This window comes from Aequorivita sp. CRS11 (genome assembly GCF_059693805.1).
Genome location: NZ_JCATIG010000006.1, coordinates 78,473 through 97,481 on the forward strand (window position 1 = coordinate 78,473; position 19,009 = coordinate 97,481).

The following is a 19,009-nucleotide window of genomic DNA, read 5'->3' on the forward strand; positions in this document are numbered from 1 at the left end:
TTCACGGACGGAAATAAGAAAAGAGGTGCGAAATTCTTAATTAGAAGGAGGAAGTTCAGCACTAAAATTTGGGTCACGCCAAAATTGTGATATCAAAACAATACTTGGAACGAAAAGTTGGGTGTAATGCCCAAAGAAATTTCCTCTACTTTGTTTACCGAAACCTGATTGTTTTCATCGCCTATCAAAGCGTAGCGGATGTTTAGGGTGTTTTCGGTATTCAAAAGATTTAAAAGTGCAAAGTTTATCTTTGCGTCAATGGTAGGTGATAGTTTCCAAAGGTATTCTGCCGAGAAATCCGTTCTAAAATAATCCGGAAGTCTTTCGCTATTCGGCACATCATACTGAATGGTGGTTATGCCCCCTTCCGTTGTGGTCTCAGCATTTTTTAACGGAACCGTATAAGGTTTTCCGCTGTGCCAATTTACCCCCAAAGCAATCTTTAAGGCATGCCACGAATAGCTTCCTGCAACGGTTGCCGAATGCTGTATGTCCAAATTATTCGGAAAGGTGGAAGGCATAAGGCTTTTAAACCCATAATCATTTTTACTGTACCTATAACTGGCCCAAAGGCTGACGGATGCTGTTTTTTGGTTGATAACAAATTCGCCACCCCTCACGGTATAATTGCCCGTGGCCCTTGAAAACCGAAATTGGTTTTGAAACCCTTGGTTTGCACTGTTTATGTCTTCCACTATTTTATAAAAACCCTCAGCATTGATAAACAGTCCGCGCCTGTTGTAAACAAGCCCAGCAGAGGCCTGTTTGCTTTTAATGACGGGTGTATTTTCACCATCGGCCAAAACCCATCGTCTCTTTTCGATACCGAGAAAATCACTTTCAAAATCAATTCGCTGCGTGGTACTTTGGCTTTTGAATTCGCCCAAGACCTCTACCGCAAAACCGTTGCCGAACTTTTGGTGCAGACTCAATCGGGGCTCTATCAAAACTTCATCAAACTTGGTAAAATAACTTCCACGTAAACCACCAGCAACAAAGGTTTTTTGATTTTTAGATAGATAATTCAAACCCGCAAAAACCACATGGGTTCGCAAAACATCTTTTTCATGATCCCTAAACCGCGGCAGATTTACGTCCTGTGTGTTCGCTATACCTATTTCTGAAAATTGATACCCAGTTTGAAATTTTAGCTGTTCCGAAAGCAGAACACCGGCATCAAGCTTAACGCCAGTTTCCAAAACTTCATTTTGTTGAATTTGTTCTTGGGTCGTGAAAATATCTCTATTTATAGCATCTAGCAAATAGTGGGTACCATAAACCAAAGCCGAAGTTTCAATTTCAGTATTCCACTTACGCTCCCACGAAATACCGCCAAGCAAACTGCGCTGGTCCAACTCACTAGTTTTTGACTGGGAAGTAGTTTCAATGGATTCGGTAAAATCGAGAGAGTTATCTATGGCTAAAAAATTTACACCTATTTTGTCCTTTTCAGAAATGTTCCAAAGCAATTTAGCGCCAATATCATAAAAACTGAAATCTTCGTTAGCATTTACGGTGAAGTTATCGTGGTTGCCTTCAACATTGGTGATTTCACTATCCTGAAAAATGCGCTTTGTGTAATTCTTATACACGGGCGACTCCCAAAGGTGGTTGATGGATTTTCGGGCAGCAACCTGAATGCTCGTTTTATCTGAAATGGGAAGGTCTAAAAACCCGTTTCCGTTTATCAGATTAAATCCTATCCCCGATCCGGTTTTTGATGAAATGGTATTTTTTGAACGCATATCCAAAACGCCCGAAACCCCTTCGCCATAACGGATGTTGGTTCCGTTTTTATAGATTGTAACTTTTTTTGTGATGTCTGGGTTAAAGGCAGAAATAAGCCCGAAGAAATGTCCGCTTTGATACATTTTTATGTCGTCCCAAAGCAGCAAGTTTTCATCATGCGTTCCCCCGCGAATATTGATGTTTGAAATGGTTTCATCTACACTTTCCACACCCGGGAGGGCTTGTGCAATCTGTAGCACATCGTTTTCCACTTGGCCAGGCAACAGTCCAAAATGTTCGGTGGAAAGCAAAATGGAACCGTCCAGATTTTTGTCAATTCCTTTAGTGAATATATTCTCGATTAAAACGGGCTCAAGCGCCGAAACAAAAGGGAGCAAAGGCAGCACAGGACATTCATTAGATAAATCTGAAGTATTACTTGTGATTTTTGTATAACCTATATACGAAACAGTAAAGTTTATGTTTCTGTCTTGCAATGGAATATGGAAAAAACCTTCTGCGTCCGTAATAGTGTTAAACAAATTGTTTTCAAAGACAATTGTCGCACCTTCCAGCGGCAATTGGGTCTCAAAATCAATTATCCTTCCGCAAAGGTTGTTCTTATCTTCTTTGAAGGTAATCGTTATATAGCGTTCGTTGATGCGGTTGTAATTAAAAGGTGTGTTTTCCCCTAAGTACAAAAGAATATTTTCTATGGAAACTCCATCTTTTGAAAGTGGCTTCAGGCTTATTCCATCTATTTCTTTATGAACAAAGGAAAAACGAACGTTATGCTCTTTTTCCAAAGTTTCCAAATAAGTCAAAAGAGTAGTTTCTTCGGTTTCCTGTGCTATGGTTTTGGCTCCACAAACACAGAACACCCAAAAGAAAATAAAAATTCTGCAGCTACTTGCTATGTTTGGTTTCAATGGTTACTACTCCGTTATTATTAATTTTATAGTTTAACTGAAGGGGCTCACAAATTGATTTTAAGGCAAGATCAAGATTTTTGTGGGTAAAGGTGCCTGTGAATCTTTTTTCGGTATCTACATCTTTAACAGAAATTTTAATTGGGTATTGTCTTTCAACTTCTTTCAAAACGAGCGAAAATGGAACATTTTCAAAATTGCTTTCCTTTGAAAGCCATACAGGTTGCGGGTTTTCGGCAGCACCATTAATTGTCGACTTTCCATTTTCAATCTGCACCTTTTCCCCAGCGGGCAACTTTAAAAGAGTATCATTGAAAGCAACGCTAACCAGACCTTCATAACAAACAACCGTAAACAACCCATCTCTTGCGCAAACATTAAACTTGGTGCCCAGCACGGTAACAATACCTTCAGAAGTTTTTACGCTGAATTTGTTTCCTTTGGTTACTTTAAAATACGCTTCGCCGTCCAAGAAAAGTTCGCGATCGTGATTCCAATTTTTTTTGTTGTAAGTAATTTTTGAGCCTGAATTCAATATTACTTCGGAAGCATCGGGCAACGAAAAAGTTTCAGTTTGCGCAATTTCAGTTTTAATGGATGTATCTAAAGTTGTGGTATAATAATAACCCGCCAGAATCAATGCAAATACGGCAGCCACTTTCCATACAATTGAAAAAACTTTCGGTTTGTTCAATTGATGGACGGATTTCGTTTTATTGGAAATAGCTTCAAAATTAGTCTCAGCATTCATCTCGGGAATCTCAAAATCCGAACTGGCATCAGCAATTTGAGCATAGGAAGCATATTCAGGGTCAGCTTTCAACTGCTCCAGTTCTTCCTCTGTGGCCTCGTTGTTAAGCCATTTGTGCAATAAGTGATCATTTTTCATTTTCATTGTATTCATAGTTGAAACAGTTCAACAATCCATTACCCTACCTTAAATATTAAACTTTTCCTATTTCCTCCCGGAGGGCAGCTAAGGCTTGGCTCATTCTTTTTTCTACGGCCTTTACCGTAATATTGAGCATTTCAGCAATTTCGGTATATTTTTTTCCTTCAATACGGTTCAAAAGAAAAGCAGTACGCTGTGCTTCGGTAAGATTTTCAATAGCGTTTTTTAGCTTTTCGCGAAACTGTTCTTCTTCCATCAAAAATTCCGGAGATTGAAAATTCGCTTTTTCTGACTGTCTTTTGGCATGTTTTAAAACTACTTTTCTGTGGGCCACCTCGTTCAAAAAAGCATTGTTACAAACGGTATATAAAAAGGATTTAGCCTTTTCTTTCGTAACTTTCGCACAGTTTTGCCATAGTTTTATGAAAGCTTCCTGCACCAAATCGTCTGCTTGAGCTTCATTACCACATTTAAAATAGATAAACCGCCAAACAGGTTTTCCGTGAGACTCGTACAGATGGTTGAAAGTTTTTTCGTTACAAATGTTTTCGGGTTCTTTCATATAGGAATGCTGATATTCAAATATATTTAAAAAGTTTTTCAACTTGGTTGGTAGGGTAGTTTTTAATTAGTTTGTTATTAATATAAAGTAAAAATCAAGAATTTGAATAAAGTATACTTCTTTCGTTTTTTTATATTGCTTTTTATAAGTGTGTCCTTTTTTTCATGCCAAAAGGAAGAAGAGGAACATATTGATGAAACCCAAGATGAAGAGACTATTACCGCCAGTTCACCCCTGACAGGGCTCTTGTTGCGCACCTCACAAAATCCGGGCGCTTATGACGATATTATTGACGGTAATAGCTGCACGGCGGTGGTACTGCCAGTGACTGTTATTGCCAACGGACAGCAGGTGACCATCAATTCTCCTGAAGATATAACTATAATTCAAGAAATATTCAACCTTTTCCCAAACGATACCGATACTTTAGAAATCTTTTTCCCAATAAATTTGGAGCTGTTTGACTACACCCAAATAACGGTAAACACCCAAGCTGAACTTGACGCTCTTGCCGACACTTGCGGCACAAACGATGTTGAAATTGGCTGTTTGGATTTTGTATATCCTATTTCATTTTTCACTTATAATTCAGATCAGCAACAGACAGGAACAGTTACCATTAATAATGATTTGGAATTGTTTGGCTTTCTGCAAAATTTGGGCCCAAATGATTTCATCAGTCTGGATTTTCCTATTTCGGTGATTCTTGAAGATGGTACTACCGTGGAAGTGAACAGCAACCAAGAGTTACAAACATTGATTGATGATTGTGTGGCCAACACAAATAACGACCCTATAGATATTTCACAGTTTGAGGAAGATCTGACAACGGGTGTTTGGTATGTTGATTACTTTTTTGATGATTATGATGAAACTGACAATTATGCCGGATATGAGTTTACGTTTGCCCTGGACGGAACCGCACAAGCCATAAAATCAGGAATTGTTGTTGACGGCACTTGGGCACTCGTGGACGATTTTAAGTTTGATCTTTTCTTTGGAATATACCCACCGTTAGATGAGTTGGATGAAGACTGGGAAATATTGGAAGCAAGTGCAGACCTTATAAAACTAAAACACATTAGCGCAAGTGACGGAAGCACAGACTATTTGACCTTTGGTCGCAATCCGAACACAGGAGGAAACAATACAGAACTCAACCTTTTTATTGAAAACTTGATAACGGGAAGTTGGTACTTAAACTTATTGGAGGAAAACGGCATAGACCATACTGCAAACTTCAATGAGTATGAATTTACTTTCTATGGAAACGGTTCTGCCACAGCGGTAAGCAGCAGTAATACCATTAACGGTTTTTGGACCGCACAAATAGACAGTGGCAATCTGGACTTCATTATGAATTTTGAAACCAATACAAATGCCGATTTCGGTAAATTAAATGATGATTGGGATGTGCTGGAAGCCACGCAAACCATAATCCGACTTTCGGATGTAAGCGGGGGAGGAAGCGGAACGGACTATCTCTCTTTTGGCCGAGAACCAAGCGGCGGCGGCGGCCCTGACCCACAAGAATTGCGAGACATTCTTGAATCGGGAACTTGGTATGTGGAGAAATTTTTAGACGATGGCAACGATGAAACGTCTGAGTTTAATGGGTACGATTTTAACTTCTATAGTAACCAGACCGTTTATGCTACCAATGGTACGGAGTATGTTTATGGAATTTGGATAGTTACCGTCACCGGGCAAGAACTCAATTTTGAGTTTGATATGGACAGTCCCATTAATGGAGCCGATGACGATGAATACAAGACATTGCAATATACAACAACGTCAGCAACCTTTATTACCCGAAATAGTCAAGGAGAAATTGAAGACACCTTGATTTTCAAAAAGAATTAACTACATAAATAAAAATCAAAAAAAAATTAAGCTATGAAGATTATCACAAAAATAATACTCGCATTTTTTATATACACAGGTTTGGCAATGTCCTGCGACAAAGATGATGATAACACTCAGCAACTGGAAACTACAGTGCAACAGACCCAAAACACCGCCCAAAGTGGGTCATGGAAAATAACTTATTTCTTTGATTCTGATCAAAATGAAACAAACCATTTTAACGGATTTACGTTTACATTTAATGAAAACGGTTCTTTGGTTGGGGTAAACGGAAGTACTACAATTACGGGAACATGGTCTGTAACAGACAGTAATTCCAGTGACGATGATGGTGGCTCAAGTGATGTTGATTTCAATATATTCTTTGCTTCGCCACCAGATTTTGAAGACCTTTCAGATGACTGGGATATTATTTCTGTAACTAATTCCAAAATTGAACTCACTGATGTAAGCGGAGGCAATGGAGGTACAGACTTTCTCACCTTTGAAAAAATTTAGTTGTTTACTTAGCTCCCCACGATTAGGCCACGGTTTTCCGTGGCCTTTTTGATTTTGTATGGTAGGGTTTCTTGCTTTTGAAATGTTTTATAAATAGTTAAAAGGAAACCATATAATACTTTATGAAACGTCATTTACTCTTCATTTTTTCTTTTACGCTACTCGGCTGCACGAGCAGTACTTATGATGACATAGAAGACCCAGCTGAAGAAAATCAAACAGAGCTGGTAACCTTTCAGGACGTTGCATTTGTGTTTGAAAACAACTGCATTGTCTGCCACAACAATCCACCGCAAAATGGGGCGCCAATGTCGTTGACCAACTTTTCCGAAGTGAAGGATGCCGTTGAAAACAGAGGGCTTTTGGATAGAATAAGCAGAAATGAAGGTGAGCAGGGATTGATGCCCCTGGGTGGTCCACGGTTACCGCAACAACAAATCGATCTTATAGTACAGTGGAACCAAGATGGATTGCTGGAAAATTAATATCCATTAAAATCTTAATAGAGATGAAAACCATAATCGTTTTATTGATTTTTTGCCTAGCCTTTTTAGTTACAGCTGCGGGCCAAGAAAAGTACAGTACCAAAACTGGGGAAATTACTTTTGAAGCTTCGGTTCCTTCTTTTGAAGAAGTAAAGGCAAAAAACACTAATGTAAGTGCCGTTTTGGACGCTGATACAGGCAAATTTGCGGCTCTTGCACTTATGAAGGGCTTCCGATTTAAAGTGGCCTTAATGGAAGAGCATTTTAATGAAAACTACATTGAATCTTCAAAATATCCAAAAGCTACTTTTAAAGGAACCATTCAGGATTTTGACGCTTCAAAAGCTTCGGAAAAACGCGAGTATTTAATCAATGGAATTTTTAATCTTCACGGTGTTGACAAAAAAATGGACGTGCCAGCTGTTATTTCAGTCAATGATGGAGTCGTTACGCTCACCGCCCAGTTTGTGCTTAAGCCAGAAGGGTTCAATATTAAAATTCCATCAATTGTAAGCAATAAAATCGCGGAAAACGTGAATGTTTCTGTGACATTTCAGTTACAAAAATAATAAAGCCATGAGCAAACATAGAAAAATCCTGATCTTAATTATACTACTATCAGTAGGCTATTTTGGATATAATTATATCTACCAAGATCATAGAGATATTAAGTCTGAAACCTCACAACTTGAAATCACCGCCTCCTATTTACTGGAGCGCTTTAAAACAAATGACGGCAACGCCTTGTTGAACCAAACCATATCGGTAACTGGTGTAATTACCAATTTGGAAGATGGAGCCATTACTCTCGATGAAAGCGTATATGCCACATTTGATGAAAACATTCCACAATTAACAACCAATGAGAAAATAATGATTAAAGGCCGATGTATTGGTTATGACGAATTGTTTGAAATAGTAAAGTTGGATCAATGCTCACTTATTAAATAGCACAAAGGATGAAAAAAATCACCTTTTTAGTATTCTTTATTCCTTTTGCTTTTTTTTCGCAAGAGGATTTGCTGAACGATCTGGAAAGTGAAGCAGTATTTGATAAAACAGTTATTGCTGCTTTTAAAGGACTGAAAGTGGTAAATTTTGAATCTACCAAACTTGCAGACAAAAAAGACTTCTATTTTATTGTGGCCCATCGGTTCGGGTCGGTAAAAAATGGATTTGATGATTTTTTCGGACTGGACAATGCCGTTACACAATTAAAATTTATTTATGGTTTTAATGATTGGTTGAATATTGGTATTGCGCGAAGTTCTTTTCAAAAAAAATATGGAATTCACGCTAAATACAGATTGATACCTCAGGAAACCGTAGGTTTTCCGGTAACATTAGTAGGTTATAATTTGATTACCGTAAACACTTCTCTGGGACAGGATGAATACCCAAACCTCGAGTTTGCAGATAGGCTCACTTATACTTCCCAGCTTTTAATTTCAAAAAAATTTAATGAATCATTTTCACTATTGGTAGCGCCAACTTTTATACACGAGAATTTGGCAACCCGCAGCAGGGAAGTTCTAAATGACGGAACCACCTTGAACTACGATGAAAAAAACAATCAGTACGCCTTAGGATTGGGCGGAAGGTATAAAATTTCAAACCGTGTGAGCATTAATGTAGATTATGGTATCCATTTAAACCGCAACAAAAATTCCAATTTCAAGAACCCTCTGTCAGTGGGTGTAGATATTGAAACCGGCGGCCATGTTTTCCAAATGCATTTCACCAATGCCCAAGCAATGTTTGAAGACGGTTTCATAATTCAGGGGCAGGGAGATTGGACCGATGGCGATTTCTTCTTCGGCTTTAATATAAGCCGCGTCTTTTAAGTAGCATTTTTAAGAAAAGATCGCTGAAATATAAAAATTAACAATGAGTATATATTAACCTAAAACTAAATATTATGAAAAAAATCAAACTATTTTTTGTGATCTCGCTAACCGCTTTTATGGCAACTGCGCAAACAACTTTTGACCTAGACTGGTTCGTCGGTGTGCCCAGTGGAGATGTAAGCATAACCGTTGGACCGGGCGATACGGTAAGATGGACTTGGACAGATGAAGTGCCCCACTCCGTTACTAGTGAATCTGGCAGCCAAGAAGATTTTGACAGTGGTATTCTCACTGGCAGTGGCTCCCAGTTTTCTTATACATTTACACAAATTGGTATAAACGACTATAAATGCGATGTACACTCTAATATGGAAGGCACGATAACTGTAGAAGACATTGCTTCTGTTGAGGATAAATTCAGAAAAAATATCTCTTTCTATCCCAATCCTGTACAAAATGAAGTAACCGTAACCTCTCTTTATAAGCTGGACAATTATAAAATTTACAATACTTTGGGAAGTCTTGTAGCGCAGGGGCCCGCGAATGGCAATATCACTGAAATTGATATGTCCCAGTTAGAGAGCGGATTGTATTTTATAAACGCAATTTCTGAAGATTTACAATCAACTTTTAAAGTGATAAAACGGTAAAAAAATTACACCTTTAATGAGAGAGGCTGTTTAAAAGACAGCCTCTTCTATGTTAATCTGTTTTGACAATTCCAAAAAAAACTCTCAATATCTAAAAATAAGTATCTTTATATATAAAAGATTATATGAGCCGAGGATTTGTAAAAGAAGGAGACCAAGAAGAAACACCCATAATACCTCCACGTGCCGCACTGCCAAACGGAGCAACGAATTATGTAACTCCGATGGGAATGCAATTGTTATTGAACGAACGCAAACAACTGGAACAGGAGCGTACCACGCTTCCTACCAAGCATGAACAACAACGCCGAATAGAGTTGGCCGTAATAAATGGCAAATTGGATTTACTAAACGAACGCATTGCCTCCGCAAGAGTTTTAGAACCAACCCAACAACCTAAAAATGAAGTGCGTTTTGGCGCCACGGTTACCTATAAAATTTCCACTTCCACCTCTGCTCAAACATTTCAGATAGTTGGTGTTGACGAAGCTGATGTTGCGAAGCAAAAAATTGCATTCGTTGCTCCCCTAGCGGTTGCCCTCACAGGGAATAATGTGGGGGACATTGTGCAATTCAAACTGGGTAAGGAAGTTAGAAAAATAGAAATTTTGAATATTATTTATAAATAATCACACGCTAAATAATTCGAAGCAATTTTTCAAAAATCATTCACTAATTACTTACTTCCAAAAATTAAAGTGCTTATCGCCTTAAGGAAAAATGCCCTGTAAATCTTGCCCCTATAGGTGTAGCAATTTCAAACCAGTAATCGCTGGATGGCATAGGCCTTCCATTATAAGTTCCGTCCCAACCAATAATGTTATATGGTTTAAATCCGAAGATTTTTTTACCGAATCTGTCATAAATTGTTACAATTGTTTCTTTCTGCAATTTCTCTGAAACACCATAAATATTCCAAAAGTCGTGAATACCATCTCCGTTAGGGGTAAAAAAATTGGGAAAATTAATACTGCCCAAGTCCAAAGTGTATTTTACGCAGTTGCCATCCAAAAAGAAATTTGAAATAGACGTACATCCATCATCATTGGTCACGGCTACAAAAATCTCATACACACTACCTTCGTCAGAATAAAACAACTTTGGAATTCTATTATAACCGTTTTGGGCATCTGAAAAGGAACTATAATATTTCATAATGTAATTTGAATTACCATCCATCACAAGTTGTTCATACATTTCATCAAGCATAAAATAACCCCTACCACTTGGAGTTATATAGCATTGGCTCAAGCTACGCTCTGTCCTATTGGTGACCAAAGGTGCCAATTCTGGAGAAGACTTTACAATTAATTGAAAATTCGTTACGGCATAGCAATCATTATTTCTGTTTTTTACCCTAACAAAAATAGTTTTTTGCGAAACATCCATTTGAAATAATACTGGGAGTGGGTCTGTTCCAGAGTCGGCGTGTTCTGGAAGTTCATGGTAGCTAACCACTACACTTTCAGTAACGTTTTGCAACAGCTCATCTTCCACAAGTTGCAGATCAAACGTGTTCACTTCATCATCGCTACACTGCATTAAATTTTCGGGCTGGGTAAGCTGGGGAGTATTATTTACAGTAATAATTACTGGGTGTATTACGTACTCCCCAGTGGTTTCATTTTCTATACGCACATAAATAGTTTGTTGCCCACTCTGGGTATTGGTCCAAAGTGGTGGAAGAGGGTTTGTATTGTTATTGGCATCTGAACTACTGGAAAAAAGTGCCGCATTGAATATCATTCCTTCGTGTAGTCCAGCTGCTCCGTACCAGTCCCCGTTTCCGAAGGTATTATAAATTACAGATTCAAAAGTATGAGTGTCTAGTCTTATTCTGTAGAGCCAGTCAATAGTTACGCCGTAAAGACTCCCAAATTCACTAGCCAACCCGTAGGTACCTTCTGGCAGTTCCATTTTATCTATATGCGATACGTAATTGTAATTTGCATCTACCGTTACCTCATAAAGTCTATTAAAAGATCCGTCGTCCCACGAAATGTAAAGCTTGCCATCCACCATCACGAAATCGCCACCCGCATTGCCCTGTCCAAAATCATGCCATACATAGGGATCTGTCAAGCCATCGGCATCATATCTATAAACCTTACTGTGATCTGCAAAACCAAAGTACATATTTCCGCCAGTATCAAAAGAAAGCGAGTTTAAAACTTCACCATAAATCACGGGAAAGACCGAGCTATAGGAACAATCTGTGGCATCCATTTTATAAATAGATAGAAAGGTATTTACAAATACATCTCCCACATCATTCACAGCTATATCGGTAAGGGGCCCAACCACTTGGCATATATATTCCAAGGTAGGCTCTTGGGAAGGATTGTTGAGCTTCACGTATGAACCGTCACTGTTACAGATTAAAATAGCTTCAGAATCGTTAGGGTCCAAACCATAATAATTAAGCGCTTCCTGGGATATTTGTTCAAGGTTCAGCTCAATTGTACCATCACCATCAGGATCACAATACTTAAATTGCAATGTAGGTGGCTGCGGCTTTAAAGCAGAAGATGCCAAGATTGTGGAAGCTTGAGTAACTAAAGTAGTAGAAAGAAACTGGCTTAATATCCAAACCACATTGAAAATCCAGGACATAAAAAAAGAGAATTATAACGTAATAGAACGCTAATATAGTTCTTCCTTCATAATAACGATATATTTTTAAAACGTATTATCAAACGCATTCTGAATATCTATTTAGCATATTGTAGCAATTGCAAAACATTCAAAGAAAAGTGTGAACGGTGGCATTGACTGTACATACTAGGGGTGAAATTGTTCTATATAAATATAGGTGCCGAAGTAAAAATATTGGAAATTATTTCTATTGAACACAAAAAAATCACCTTAATAAATTTCAATAACTTTTGAAACTATATTTTTCTAATTTATTAACAATTAATTCGTATATAAGATACCAATCAATGTGTTTTATCGATAAAAGATTACATTTAATCGATTATTTTAATAAATAAAATTAAATGAATAGTTTTTATTTACCTTTGACTTAACAACCTCTAAACAAATAAATTATGAAAACAAAATTACTCATTCTTTTTTTAGGTATAATTTTCATCTCCAGTTGCTCTAGGGATAACGAAAATGATAATCTTTTGATCAATCAACCAGATGATATTGTGGCTTCAAGAGAGGAACCTACGAGTGACGGTTATTGCATTCAAGTCGATCTTATGGCAGGACAACATTACGATTCTGGAAATGTAGAGGTTGCAATCTACGGAGACAACCTATTGGTCACCTATAGCATGGAAGGGGACTGGATACTTAACGCATCACACCTTTTTGTAGGAGATTGTTCCCAACGGCCATCCAATAAATCCGGAAATCCACGTATTGGACATTTCCCTTACTCGGCAAGCCATCCGAACGGAACTACAACCTATACTTACAGTATTCCTTTATCCGATTTACCAAACTGTCTATGTATTGCAGCGCATGCGGAAGTAAATGGCCCAACAGGTTCAGAAACAGGCTGGGCAGCAGGTCTACCTTATGGTGGCAATAGCTGGGCTATGTATTTTGAATACTGTTTAGATGACTGTGGCCTCTAATTAAACTATCAAAAACTAATTTAAATGAAGTCCGATTTAAAAAAATCGGACTTCATCCGTTTTATAACATACCGTCAAAAACGTTATCAATATTTAATTTGTCGTTCATAAATATTTCTATTTAGTATATTGCAACAATTAAAAAAACACTCAAATGAAACTTTTCCGACTATTTTTTATTCTTCTATCCTTTCCTCTTTTTGCACAACAAGGCGGCATGTGGATTCCTTCGCTCTTAGAAGGGATGAACGCATCCGAAATGACAAACCTCGGCATGAAAATGACCGCTAAGGATATTTATGACGTTAACAATGCCAGCCTAAAAGATGCCGTTCCGCATTTTAACGGCGGCTGCACTTCCGAAATTATAAGCAACCAAGGACTTCTGCTTACCAACCACCACTGCGGGTATTCGCAGATCCAAAGCCATTCCTCTTTGGAAAATGATTATCTCGAAAATGGATTTTGGGCAATGAGCCTGAAGGATGAACTTCCCAATCCCGGCGTAACGGCCAGCTTTATGGTTCGTATTGAAGACGTAACCGAACAAGTGCTTGAAGGTATTAACGAAGCAATGAGCGAGGCAGATAAGCAAAAAAAGATAGAAGAGAATATCGCTCTCGTGGTCCAGACTTCGCCCAAGGAAGCTTGGCAGGAAAACCGTGTACGTACTTTTTATGAGGGCAACCAGTATATGCTCTTTGTAGTGGAAACTTTTAAGGATGTGCGTTTGGTGGGCGCTCCGCCCTCTTCCATTGGAAAGTTTGGCAGCGATACCGACAACTGGATCTGGCCACGACACACAGGCGATTTTTCACTTTTCAGAATATATGCAGACAAGAACAACCGTCCGGCGGAATATTCCGAAGACAATGTACCCTATACCCCCAAACACTTCTTGCCAATTTCCTTAGATGGTGTGGAAGAAAACGATTTCACCTTGGTTTTTGGCTATCCCGGCACTACGGATGAGTATTTACCTTCCATTGCCATAGAACAGGTTATAAATACAGTAAACCCCGCCCGTATCGCCATTCGCGATGCCGCTTTGGCCATTCAAGATAAATATATGCGCGCAGACCAGCAGATAAAAATTCAATATGCTTCCAAATTTGCCCGCATTGCCAATTACTGGAAAAAGTGGAAAGGAGAAACGCTTGGTTTAACGAAAAGCAATGCTGTAGGCATTAAAAAACAACAAGAAAACGAACTTACCGAACAAATTAACAAAAAAGGAAAGCAACAGGAGTACGGACAGCTTTTGCCAAAATTTGAACAATACTATACCGAAATCGAGCCTTATGCCTTGGCTAGGGAGTACTTTTTAGAGACCGTGTTACGCAATGTAGAATTGCTGCGAATGGCATACCAAACCTATCAATTGAAACAGGTGTATGAAAACCGCGGAGCACAATCTTTTGAAGACCGAAGAAACAATCTTATCACAGGCGCAGAAAGCCATTATAAGGATTACAGCAAGCAAGTGGACCAAGAGGTTTTTGAAGCCTTGATTGCACTGTATGCAAAAAATGTACCTGCCCAGTTTTTGCCTTCTTCCTTTAATAATATAAATGCCGCAATGCTAACCAAAGATGTTTACAGCAATTCTGCATTTGTAGATTATGAATCCTTAAAAAAATTATTGGAAGGAGATGCTGAAACAGTTATCGCAAAGTTAAACAACGATGCAGGTTTTAAAGTGGCACAGGAAATGGCCGATGCGTATTTTGATAAAGTAGCCCCAAAATATGAAGAACTGGAACTCAATATCTCCGGTCTTCACCGCGATTATATGAAGGCTTTGCTGGAATTGAGTCCGAAAGATGCACGCATTTTTCCAAATGCTAATAGAACCCTTCGCGTAACCTATGGAAAAGTTGCTGGCTACTCCCCTGCCGATGCCATTTATTACGAACCCGTTACACATCTTGAAGGTGTTATGCAGAAATACGTACCAGGTGATTACGAGTTTGACGTGCCCCAAAAGCTAATCGATCTATACAAAACAAAAGATTATGGACAGTATGGCGAAAACGGCAAGATGCCTGTTAACTTCATTGGAACTAATCACACTACAGGAGGAAACTCTGGAAGTCCCGCCATTGATGCCCATGGAAACCTTATAGGCTTGAACTTTGACCGTGTTTGGGAAGGAACCATGAGCGATTATTATTACGATCCTGCCCTATCCCGCAACATCATGGTTGATATTCGTTATGTACTTTTTATAGTGGATAAATATGCTGGCGCAACCAACTTAATTGAAGAGTTGAAGTTGGTGCATCCTAAGAAAGAAAAGTCGAAAAGCAAAAAGAAGAATTAAGCATCAAATCACTGTATTAACTACGAATCCACGAAGAGTTTTAAAACTATTCGTGGATTCGCAGTTTAATAAGCTATTCCTTTTTACTTTAATCCTCTTGCTCTTAGCATTGGCGCAATTTTTGGATCACTACCGCGCCAATTCTTGTACATTTCCTCAAGATTCATCGTATTTCCTCTAGACAATACCATATCACGGAAGCGCTGTCCATTTTCACGGGTCAAACCTCCATGGGTCTCAAACCAATTGTAGGCATCGTGATGTAACATTTCTGTCCACGAATAGGAATAATAGCCCGCAGCATATCCTCCCGCAAAAATATGTGAGAAATAGGTGGAGCGATATCTGGGAGGCACCGCGTGTACCACATCGAGTTTGGTGTTGTGCAAGGCCTCTTTTTCAAAAGCGTTTACATCGTCTATTTTTTTATCGGAAGAAATGGTATGCCACTGCATATCCAGATTTGATGCAGCCAAGTTTTCGGTCAAGCTATAGCCTTGATTAAAAGTTCCCGAATTTTTGATTTTATCGATCAAAGCTTGTGGAATGGGCTCTCCCGTTTTATAATGAAGTGCGTAGTTCTTAAGAATTTCTGGATAAAGCGCCCAGTTTTCATTGAACTGGGAAGGAAACTCCACAAAATCGCGAGCCACCGAAGTACCGGAAAGCGATGGATACTGCTGGTCTGCAAAAAACCCATGCAGCGCATGCCCGAACTCATGGAACATGGTTTCAACTTCATCATAGGTCAACAAGGCAGGTTCGCCATTTGCGGGTTTTGGGTAATTGCAAACATTATATATAACGGGTTTTTTGTTGTACAGTTTGGATTGCGTTACAAAATTATCCATCCAAGCGCCACCACTCTTGCTTGGGCGCGCAAAATAATCTGTATAAAAAAGTCCCAATGGCTCCCCATTTTCCTCAAAAAGTTCATAGACTTTTACATCTTCATGATATGTGGGTATATCGGTTCTAGGTTTATATGTAATGCCGTATAGTTTTTGTGCTGCATAAAAAACGCCCTTTTCCAATACATTATTAATTTCAAAATAGGGTTTTATCTGGTTTTCGTCCAAATCATATTTTTCCTTTCGAACCATTTCTGCATAATAATTCCAGTCCCAAGGTTCTAAAGTGAAATTTTGTCCTTTTGCTTTAATCATTTTTTGAATTTCACCAGCCTCAGCTTGTGCTTTTGATGTAGCCGCTGCGATAAGACCACTAAAAAATTCATTTACTTTCTCAGGGGTTTTCGCCATGGTTTTTTGAAGACTCCACTCGGCATAATTGTTAAAGCCGAGAAGTTTTGCTTTTTGTGCACGCACTTCCACTAGCTCTTTTATAATTTCGCTAGTATTATTTGCTCCCTGATCTGCCCTATGCCACGCAGCCTTAAAGAGTCTTTCACGACTATCTCTATTTTCCATTGATTGCAATAACGGTTGCTGGGTAGTATTTTGTAGTGGAATTGTCCAGCCCTCGCCATCTTTGTTCTCTTTTGATTTCAAAAAGTCTTCATTCACACCTGCCAAATCTTCTTTATTGGTAAAGTTAACTGCTCCGTCATTGTTGGCATCCAAAAGGGTTTTTCCAAATTTAGTAGTTAGTGTAGCAATCTTTTCATTGTATTGCTTAAGCTTTTCTTTATCTTCCGAAGAAAGATTAGCGCCCGCTATTTCAAAATCCTCATAATATTCTTCCAAAAGTTTTAAAGATTCAGCATCTAGATTTAGCGTTTCTTTTTTATCGTGAAGAGTTTTAAAATGCTTGAACAGTTTATCGTTCAAATAAATCATATCATTTTGGGCAGCAAATTTCGGAGCCATTTCTTCCTCTATCGCCTGCAGGGCTTCATTGGTATTTGCACCTGCAAGTGCATAAAATATTTGTGAAGATCTATTCAATAATTCACCACTTTTCTCAAGGGCAATAACGGTATTCTCAAAAGTGGGTTCATCTTCCGAATTGGCAATAGCTTCTACGGCTTTCTTTTGTTGTTCTATTCCTTCCAGCATTGCCGGCTTAAAATGTTCATCCTTTATTTTGGAAAAATCAGGTGCACCATAGGGCAAGGTACTTTCTGAAAGTAATGGATTTTCAATCTCATTCATTTGTTCTTCAGTTTGATTCGGGTTTTCTTTTTCTTTGGAATTGTTACAAGCCACAATCATAAGGGCTAACGCAAATAAAGGAATTGCTTTTTTCATTTTATTGATTTTTAATAAGAAACGTAAAGATACATAATTGGTAAGATGTATACAGTGAAATAGCTATAATCAAAAACCCCCTCAGCAAAAGCTGAAGGGGTTTCCTTTTTGGTTGGTTATTTGGTGATTACTCTTTTATCAAGCGCTTCACAGTGCTTGCATTGTCACCAATAATCTGAACAACGTAAACCCCGGCAGCAAGCGATGAAACATCTACCGCTCTTTCACCTTGCATGGTGCGAAGGTCTGCCTGGTTTACTAGTTTGCCGTTTATGTTATAGATCATCATTTTCTCTAGGGAAATGTTGGTCTTGTTAACAAGGTTCACAACATTGCTCGCCGGGTTTGGATATAGTGCCACGCCAGCGTCCAAAGAGTTTTGGCTCACACCAAGCACAGACTCAACCGTAAGCTCAAAGCTACAGGTTGAAGTGTTTCCGTACTCATCGGTAGCGGTGAACGTAATGGTGTGGACACCATCGGGCAACGCCGTACCGGGAGCAGGGTCTTGGGTCGTATCTGTTACAGGGTCTGTACAGTTGTCATCCGCGATAGCTTCGCCAGTTGCGAAATAATCCGGTAATATATAGAATATGTTACCTGGTCCTGGATCAACTGTCTGGTCTGCTGGACAGGTTAGTTCCGGGGCAAGCCTGTCTACCACACTTACCTCTGCAATACAAGAAGCAATATTGCCGCTGGTATCACTAACAAATACAGTAACCATAAAGGTACCTCCTATATCTGCACAACTTACTGTTGGCACATCTACAGCAATTGTAGCGATACCACAGGCCTCATCTATATTAGATACAAGACTGTAAGGATCTACAGAGGTAGTTCCGTCAGGACCCAATTCGATTTCCACTACGTTGCTCGTTGGAACAATAGAATAGTTAAGCTCGAAATTGTCCACACCGGCACCCCAGGCCCAACCGCCTTCATCGTCATATGTAAAACGAACTTGGAAGTCAGCATTTAGGTAAGTTGCCAAATCAATGGCTCCTGTATTAGTCGGGTTGGTGCTCACATCAACAAAAAGAATCTGTTGCCATGCGGCCCCATCATAAACCTCAACGGTAAGTGTACCATCACCAAGGAATTCCTGCATTGCATAGTCAAAAGACAGCGAGGCAGTAGAAGCAGCGCTTATATCGTATACCGGAGAGATAAGCGTAGCGTTGTTTACCTCACCGCTACCAGCTGCGTCGTCATCAAAGATAGCTGCGTTTGAGGCGAAGTCAGTTCCTATTGGCATATCGCCAGAACCAAATGTCCAATCCTGTGAACCTGCGTTGATTTGTGTAGTCCATCCAGAAGGTATAGAGCTACCTTCAAAATCTACTGTTTCTGATACAGTAGTCACAGGAGGACCACAGGTAATCACAGGTGCAATGTTATCAATCACATTTACCACTGCCATACAGGT

Annotated in this window: 16 protein-coding genes; 10 read left to right on the forward strand and 6 right to left on the reverse strand. The window is 39.0% G+C overall.

What is annotated here, in order from left to right:
• Positions 1-92 precede the first annotated feature (92 nt).
• The 3 genes from AC58DT_RS12775 to AC58DT_RS12785 are packed head-to-tail and all read right to left on the reverse strand — an operon-like array spanning position 93 to position 4,111.
• Positions 93-2,657 carry a TonB-dependent receptor gene (locus tag AC58DT_RS12775; protein WP_497217195.1) on the reverse strand — a complete coding sequence of 855 codons (2,565 nt, stop codon included), beginning with the start codon at positions 2,655-2,657 and terminating at the stop codon, positions 93-95.
• On the reverse strand, positions 2,635-3,561 hold the full coding sequence (locus AC58DT_RS12780; RefSeq protein WP_497217196.1) for a FecR family protein: 927 nt from the start codon (positions 3,559-3,561) through the stop codon (positions 2,635-2,637). The genes AC58DT_RS12775 and AC58DT_RS12780 overlap by 23 nt, the downstream gene beginning before the upstream one ends.
• A 40-nt stretch (positions 3,562-3,601) precedes the next feature.
• Positions 3,602-4,111 (reverse strand): RNA polymerase sigma factor, encoded by a 510-nt coding sequence (locus tag AC58DT_RS12785; RefSeq protein WP_497217197.1) that lies wholly within the window; start codon positions 4,109-4,111, stop codon positions 3,602-3,604.
• 102 nt (positions 4,112-4,213) lie between these two features.
• On the opposite strand from AC58DT_RS12785, the gene AC58DT_RS12790 reads away from it, so the two are divergent.
• The 8 genes from AC58DT_RS12790 to AC58DT_RS12825 all read left to right on the forward strand — a co-directional run bounded on the left by AC58DT_RS12790 (position 4,214) and on the right by AC58DT_RS12825 (position 10,086).
• A complete protein-coding gene (locus AC58DT_RS12790) occupies positions 4,214-5,974 on the forward strand; it encodes a hypothetical protein (protein WP_497217198.1) in 1,761 nt (586 codons plus the stop codon).
• 33 nt (positions 5,975-6,007) lie between these two features.
• Positions 6,008-6,475 carry a hypothetical protein gene (locus AC58DT_RS12795; protein WP_497217199.1) on the forward strand — a complete coding sequence of 156 codons (468 nt, stop codon included), beginning with the start codon at positions 6,008-6,010 and terminating at the stop codon, positions 6,473-6,475.
• Positions 6,476-6,597: 122 nt separating this feature from the next.
• Positions 6,598-6,960 (forward strand): c-type cytochrome, encoded by a 363-nt coding sequence (locus AC58DT_RS12800; RefSeq protein WP_497217200.1) that lies wholly within the window; start codon positions 6,598-6,600, stop codon positions 6,958-6,960.
• Between the two features lie 23 nt (positions 6,961-6,983).
• Entirely contained in the window at positions 6,984-7,529 is a 546-nt protein-coding gene (locus AC58DT_RS12805; protein WP_497217201.1) for a YceI family protein, read from the forward strand.
• A gap of 7 nt (positions 7,530-7,536) precedes the next feature.
• Positions 7,537-7,911, forward strand: coding sequence for an OB-fold protein (locus AC58DT_RS12810; protein WP_497217202.1), 375 nt, complete (start codon positions 7,537-7,539; stop codon positions 7,909-7,911).
• 8 nt (positions 7,912-7,919) lie between these two features.
• The gene (locus AC58DT_RS12815) at positions 7,920-8,804 is read left to right on the forward strand and encodes a DUF5777 family beta-barrel protein (protein ID WP_497217203.1); all 885 of its coding nucleotides are present in this window, start codon (positions 7,920-7,922) and stop codon (positions 8,802-8,804) included.
• 74 nt (positions 8,805-8,878) lie between these two features.
• Positions 8,879-9,457 (forward strand): T9SS type A sorting domain-containing protein, encoded by a 579-nt coding sequence (locus tag AC58DT_RS12820; RefSeq protein WP_497217204.1) that lies wholly within the window; start codon positions 8,879-8,881, stop codon positions 9,455-9,457.
• Positions 9,458-9,582: 125 nt separating this feature from the next.
• A complete protein-coding gene (locus tag AC58DT_RS12825) occupies positions 9,583-10,086 on the forward strand; it encodes a GreA/GreB family elongation factor (protein ID WP_497217205.1) in 504 nt (167 codons plus the stop codon).
• A 73-nt stretch (positions 10,087-10,159) separates the two neighbouring features.
• Here AC58DT_RS12825 and AC58DT_RS12830 read toward each other — a convergent pair whose 3' ends face one another.
• Positions 10,160-12,070: a T9SS type B sorting domain-containing protein gene (locus tag AC58DT_RS12830; RefSeq protein ID WP_497217206.1), complete on the reverse strand. Its 1,911-nt coding sequence runs from the start codon at positions 12,068-12,070 to the stop codon at positions 10,160-10,162.
• Positions 12,071-12,507: 437 nt separating this feature from the next.
• Between AC58DT_RS12830 and AC58DT_RS12835 the strand changes: the two genes are divergently transcribed.
• Complete coding sequence (locus AC58DT_RS12835) at positions 12,508-13,047, forward strand: hypothetical protein (RefSeq protein WP_062622742.1); 540 nt, start codon at positions 12,508-12,510, stop codon at positions 13,045-13,047.
• Positions 13,048-13,201: 154 nt separating this feature from the next.
• The gene (locus AC58DT_RS12840; RefSeq protein ID WP_497217207.1) at positions 13,202-15,370 is read left to right on the forward strand and encodes a S46 family peptidase; all 2,169 of its coding nucleotides are present in this window, start codon (positions 13,202-13,204) and stop codon (positions 15,368-15,370) included.
• Positions 15,371-15,453: 83 nt separating this feature from the next.
• Here the strand turns inward: AC58DT_RS12840 and AC58DT_RS12845 are convergent, their stop codons facing one another.
• Positions 15,454-17,580, reverse strand: coding sequence for a M3 family metallopeptidase (locus AC58DT_RS12845; protein WP_497217208.1), 2,127 nt, complete (start codon positions 17,578-17,580; stop codon positions 15,454-15,456).
• A gap of 127 nt (positions 17,581-17,707) precedes the next feature.
• Positions 17,708-19,009, reverse strand: a 1,302-nt coding sequence (locus AC58DT_RS12850) for a T9SS type A sorting domain-containing protein (protein WP_497217209.1), incomplete at its 5' end; no start/stop codon positions are given.

Bases quoted from the DNA above. Each gene is read 5' to 3' on its own strand.
- AC58DT_RS12780 (WP_497217196.1), bottom strand. From the start codon at position 3,561: ATGAATACAATGAAAATGAAAAATGATCACTTATTGCACAAATGGCTT.
- AC58DT_RS12785 (WP_497217197.1), bottom strand. From the start codon at position 4,111: ATGAAAGAACCCGAAAACATTTGTAACGAAAAAACTTTCAACCATCTG.
- AC58DT_RS12795 (WP_497217199.1), top strand. From the start codon at position 6,008: ATGAAGATTATCACAAAAATAATACTCGCATTTTTTATATACACAGGT.
- AC58DT_RS12800 (WP_497217200.1), top strand. From the start codon at position 6,598: ATGAAACGTCATTTACTCTTCATTTTTTCTTTTACGCTACTCGGCTGC.
- AC58DT_RS12805 (WP_497217201.1), top strand. From the start codon at position 6,984: ATGAAAACCATAATCGTTTTATTGATTTTTTGCCTAGCCTTTTTAGTT.
- AC58DT_RS12810 (WP_497217202.1), top strand. From the start codon at position 7,537: ATGAGCAAACATAGAAAAATCCTGATCTTAATTATACTACTATCAGTA.
- AC58DT_RS12815 (WP_497217203.1), top strand. From the start codon at position 7,920: ATGAAAAAAATCACCTTTTTAGTATTCTTTATTCCTTTTGCTTTTTTT.
- AC58DT_RS12820 (WP_497217204.1), top strand. From the start codon at position 8,879: ATGAAAAAAATCAAACTATTTTTTGTGATCTCGCTAACCGCTTTTATG.
- AC58DT_RS12825 (WP_497217205.1), top strand. From the start codon at position 9,583: ATGAGCCGAGGATTTGTAAAAGAAGGAGACCAAGAAGAAACACCCATA.
- AC58DT_RS12830 (WP_497217206.1), bottom strand. From the start codon at position 12,070: ATGTCCTGGATTTTCAATGTGGTTTGGATATTAAGCCAGTTTCTTTCT.
- AC58DT_RS12835 (WP_062622742.1), top strand. From the start codon at position 12,508: ATGAAAACAAAATTACTCATTCTTTTTTTAGGTATAATTTTCATCTCC.
- AC58DT_RS12840 (WP_497217207.1), top strand. From the start codon at position 13,202: ATGAAACTTTTCCGACTATTTTTTATTCTTCTATCCTTTCCTCTTTTT.
- AC58DT_RS12845 (WP_497217208.1), bottom strand. From the start codon at position 17,580: ATGAAAAAAGCAATTCCTTTATTTGCGTTAGCCCTTATGATTGTGGCT.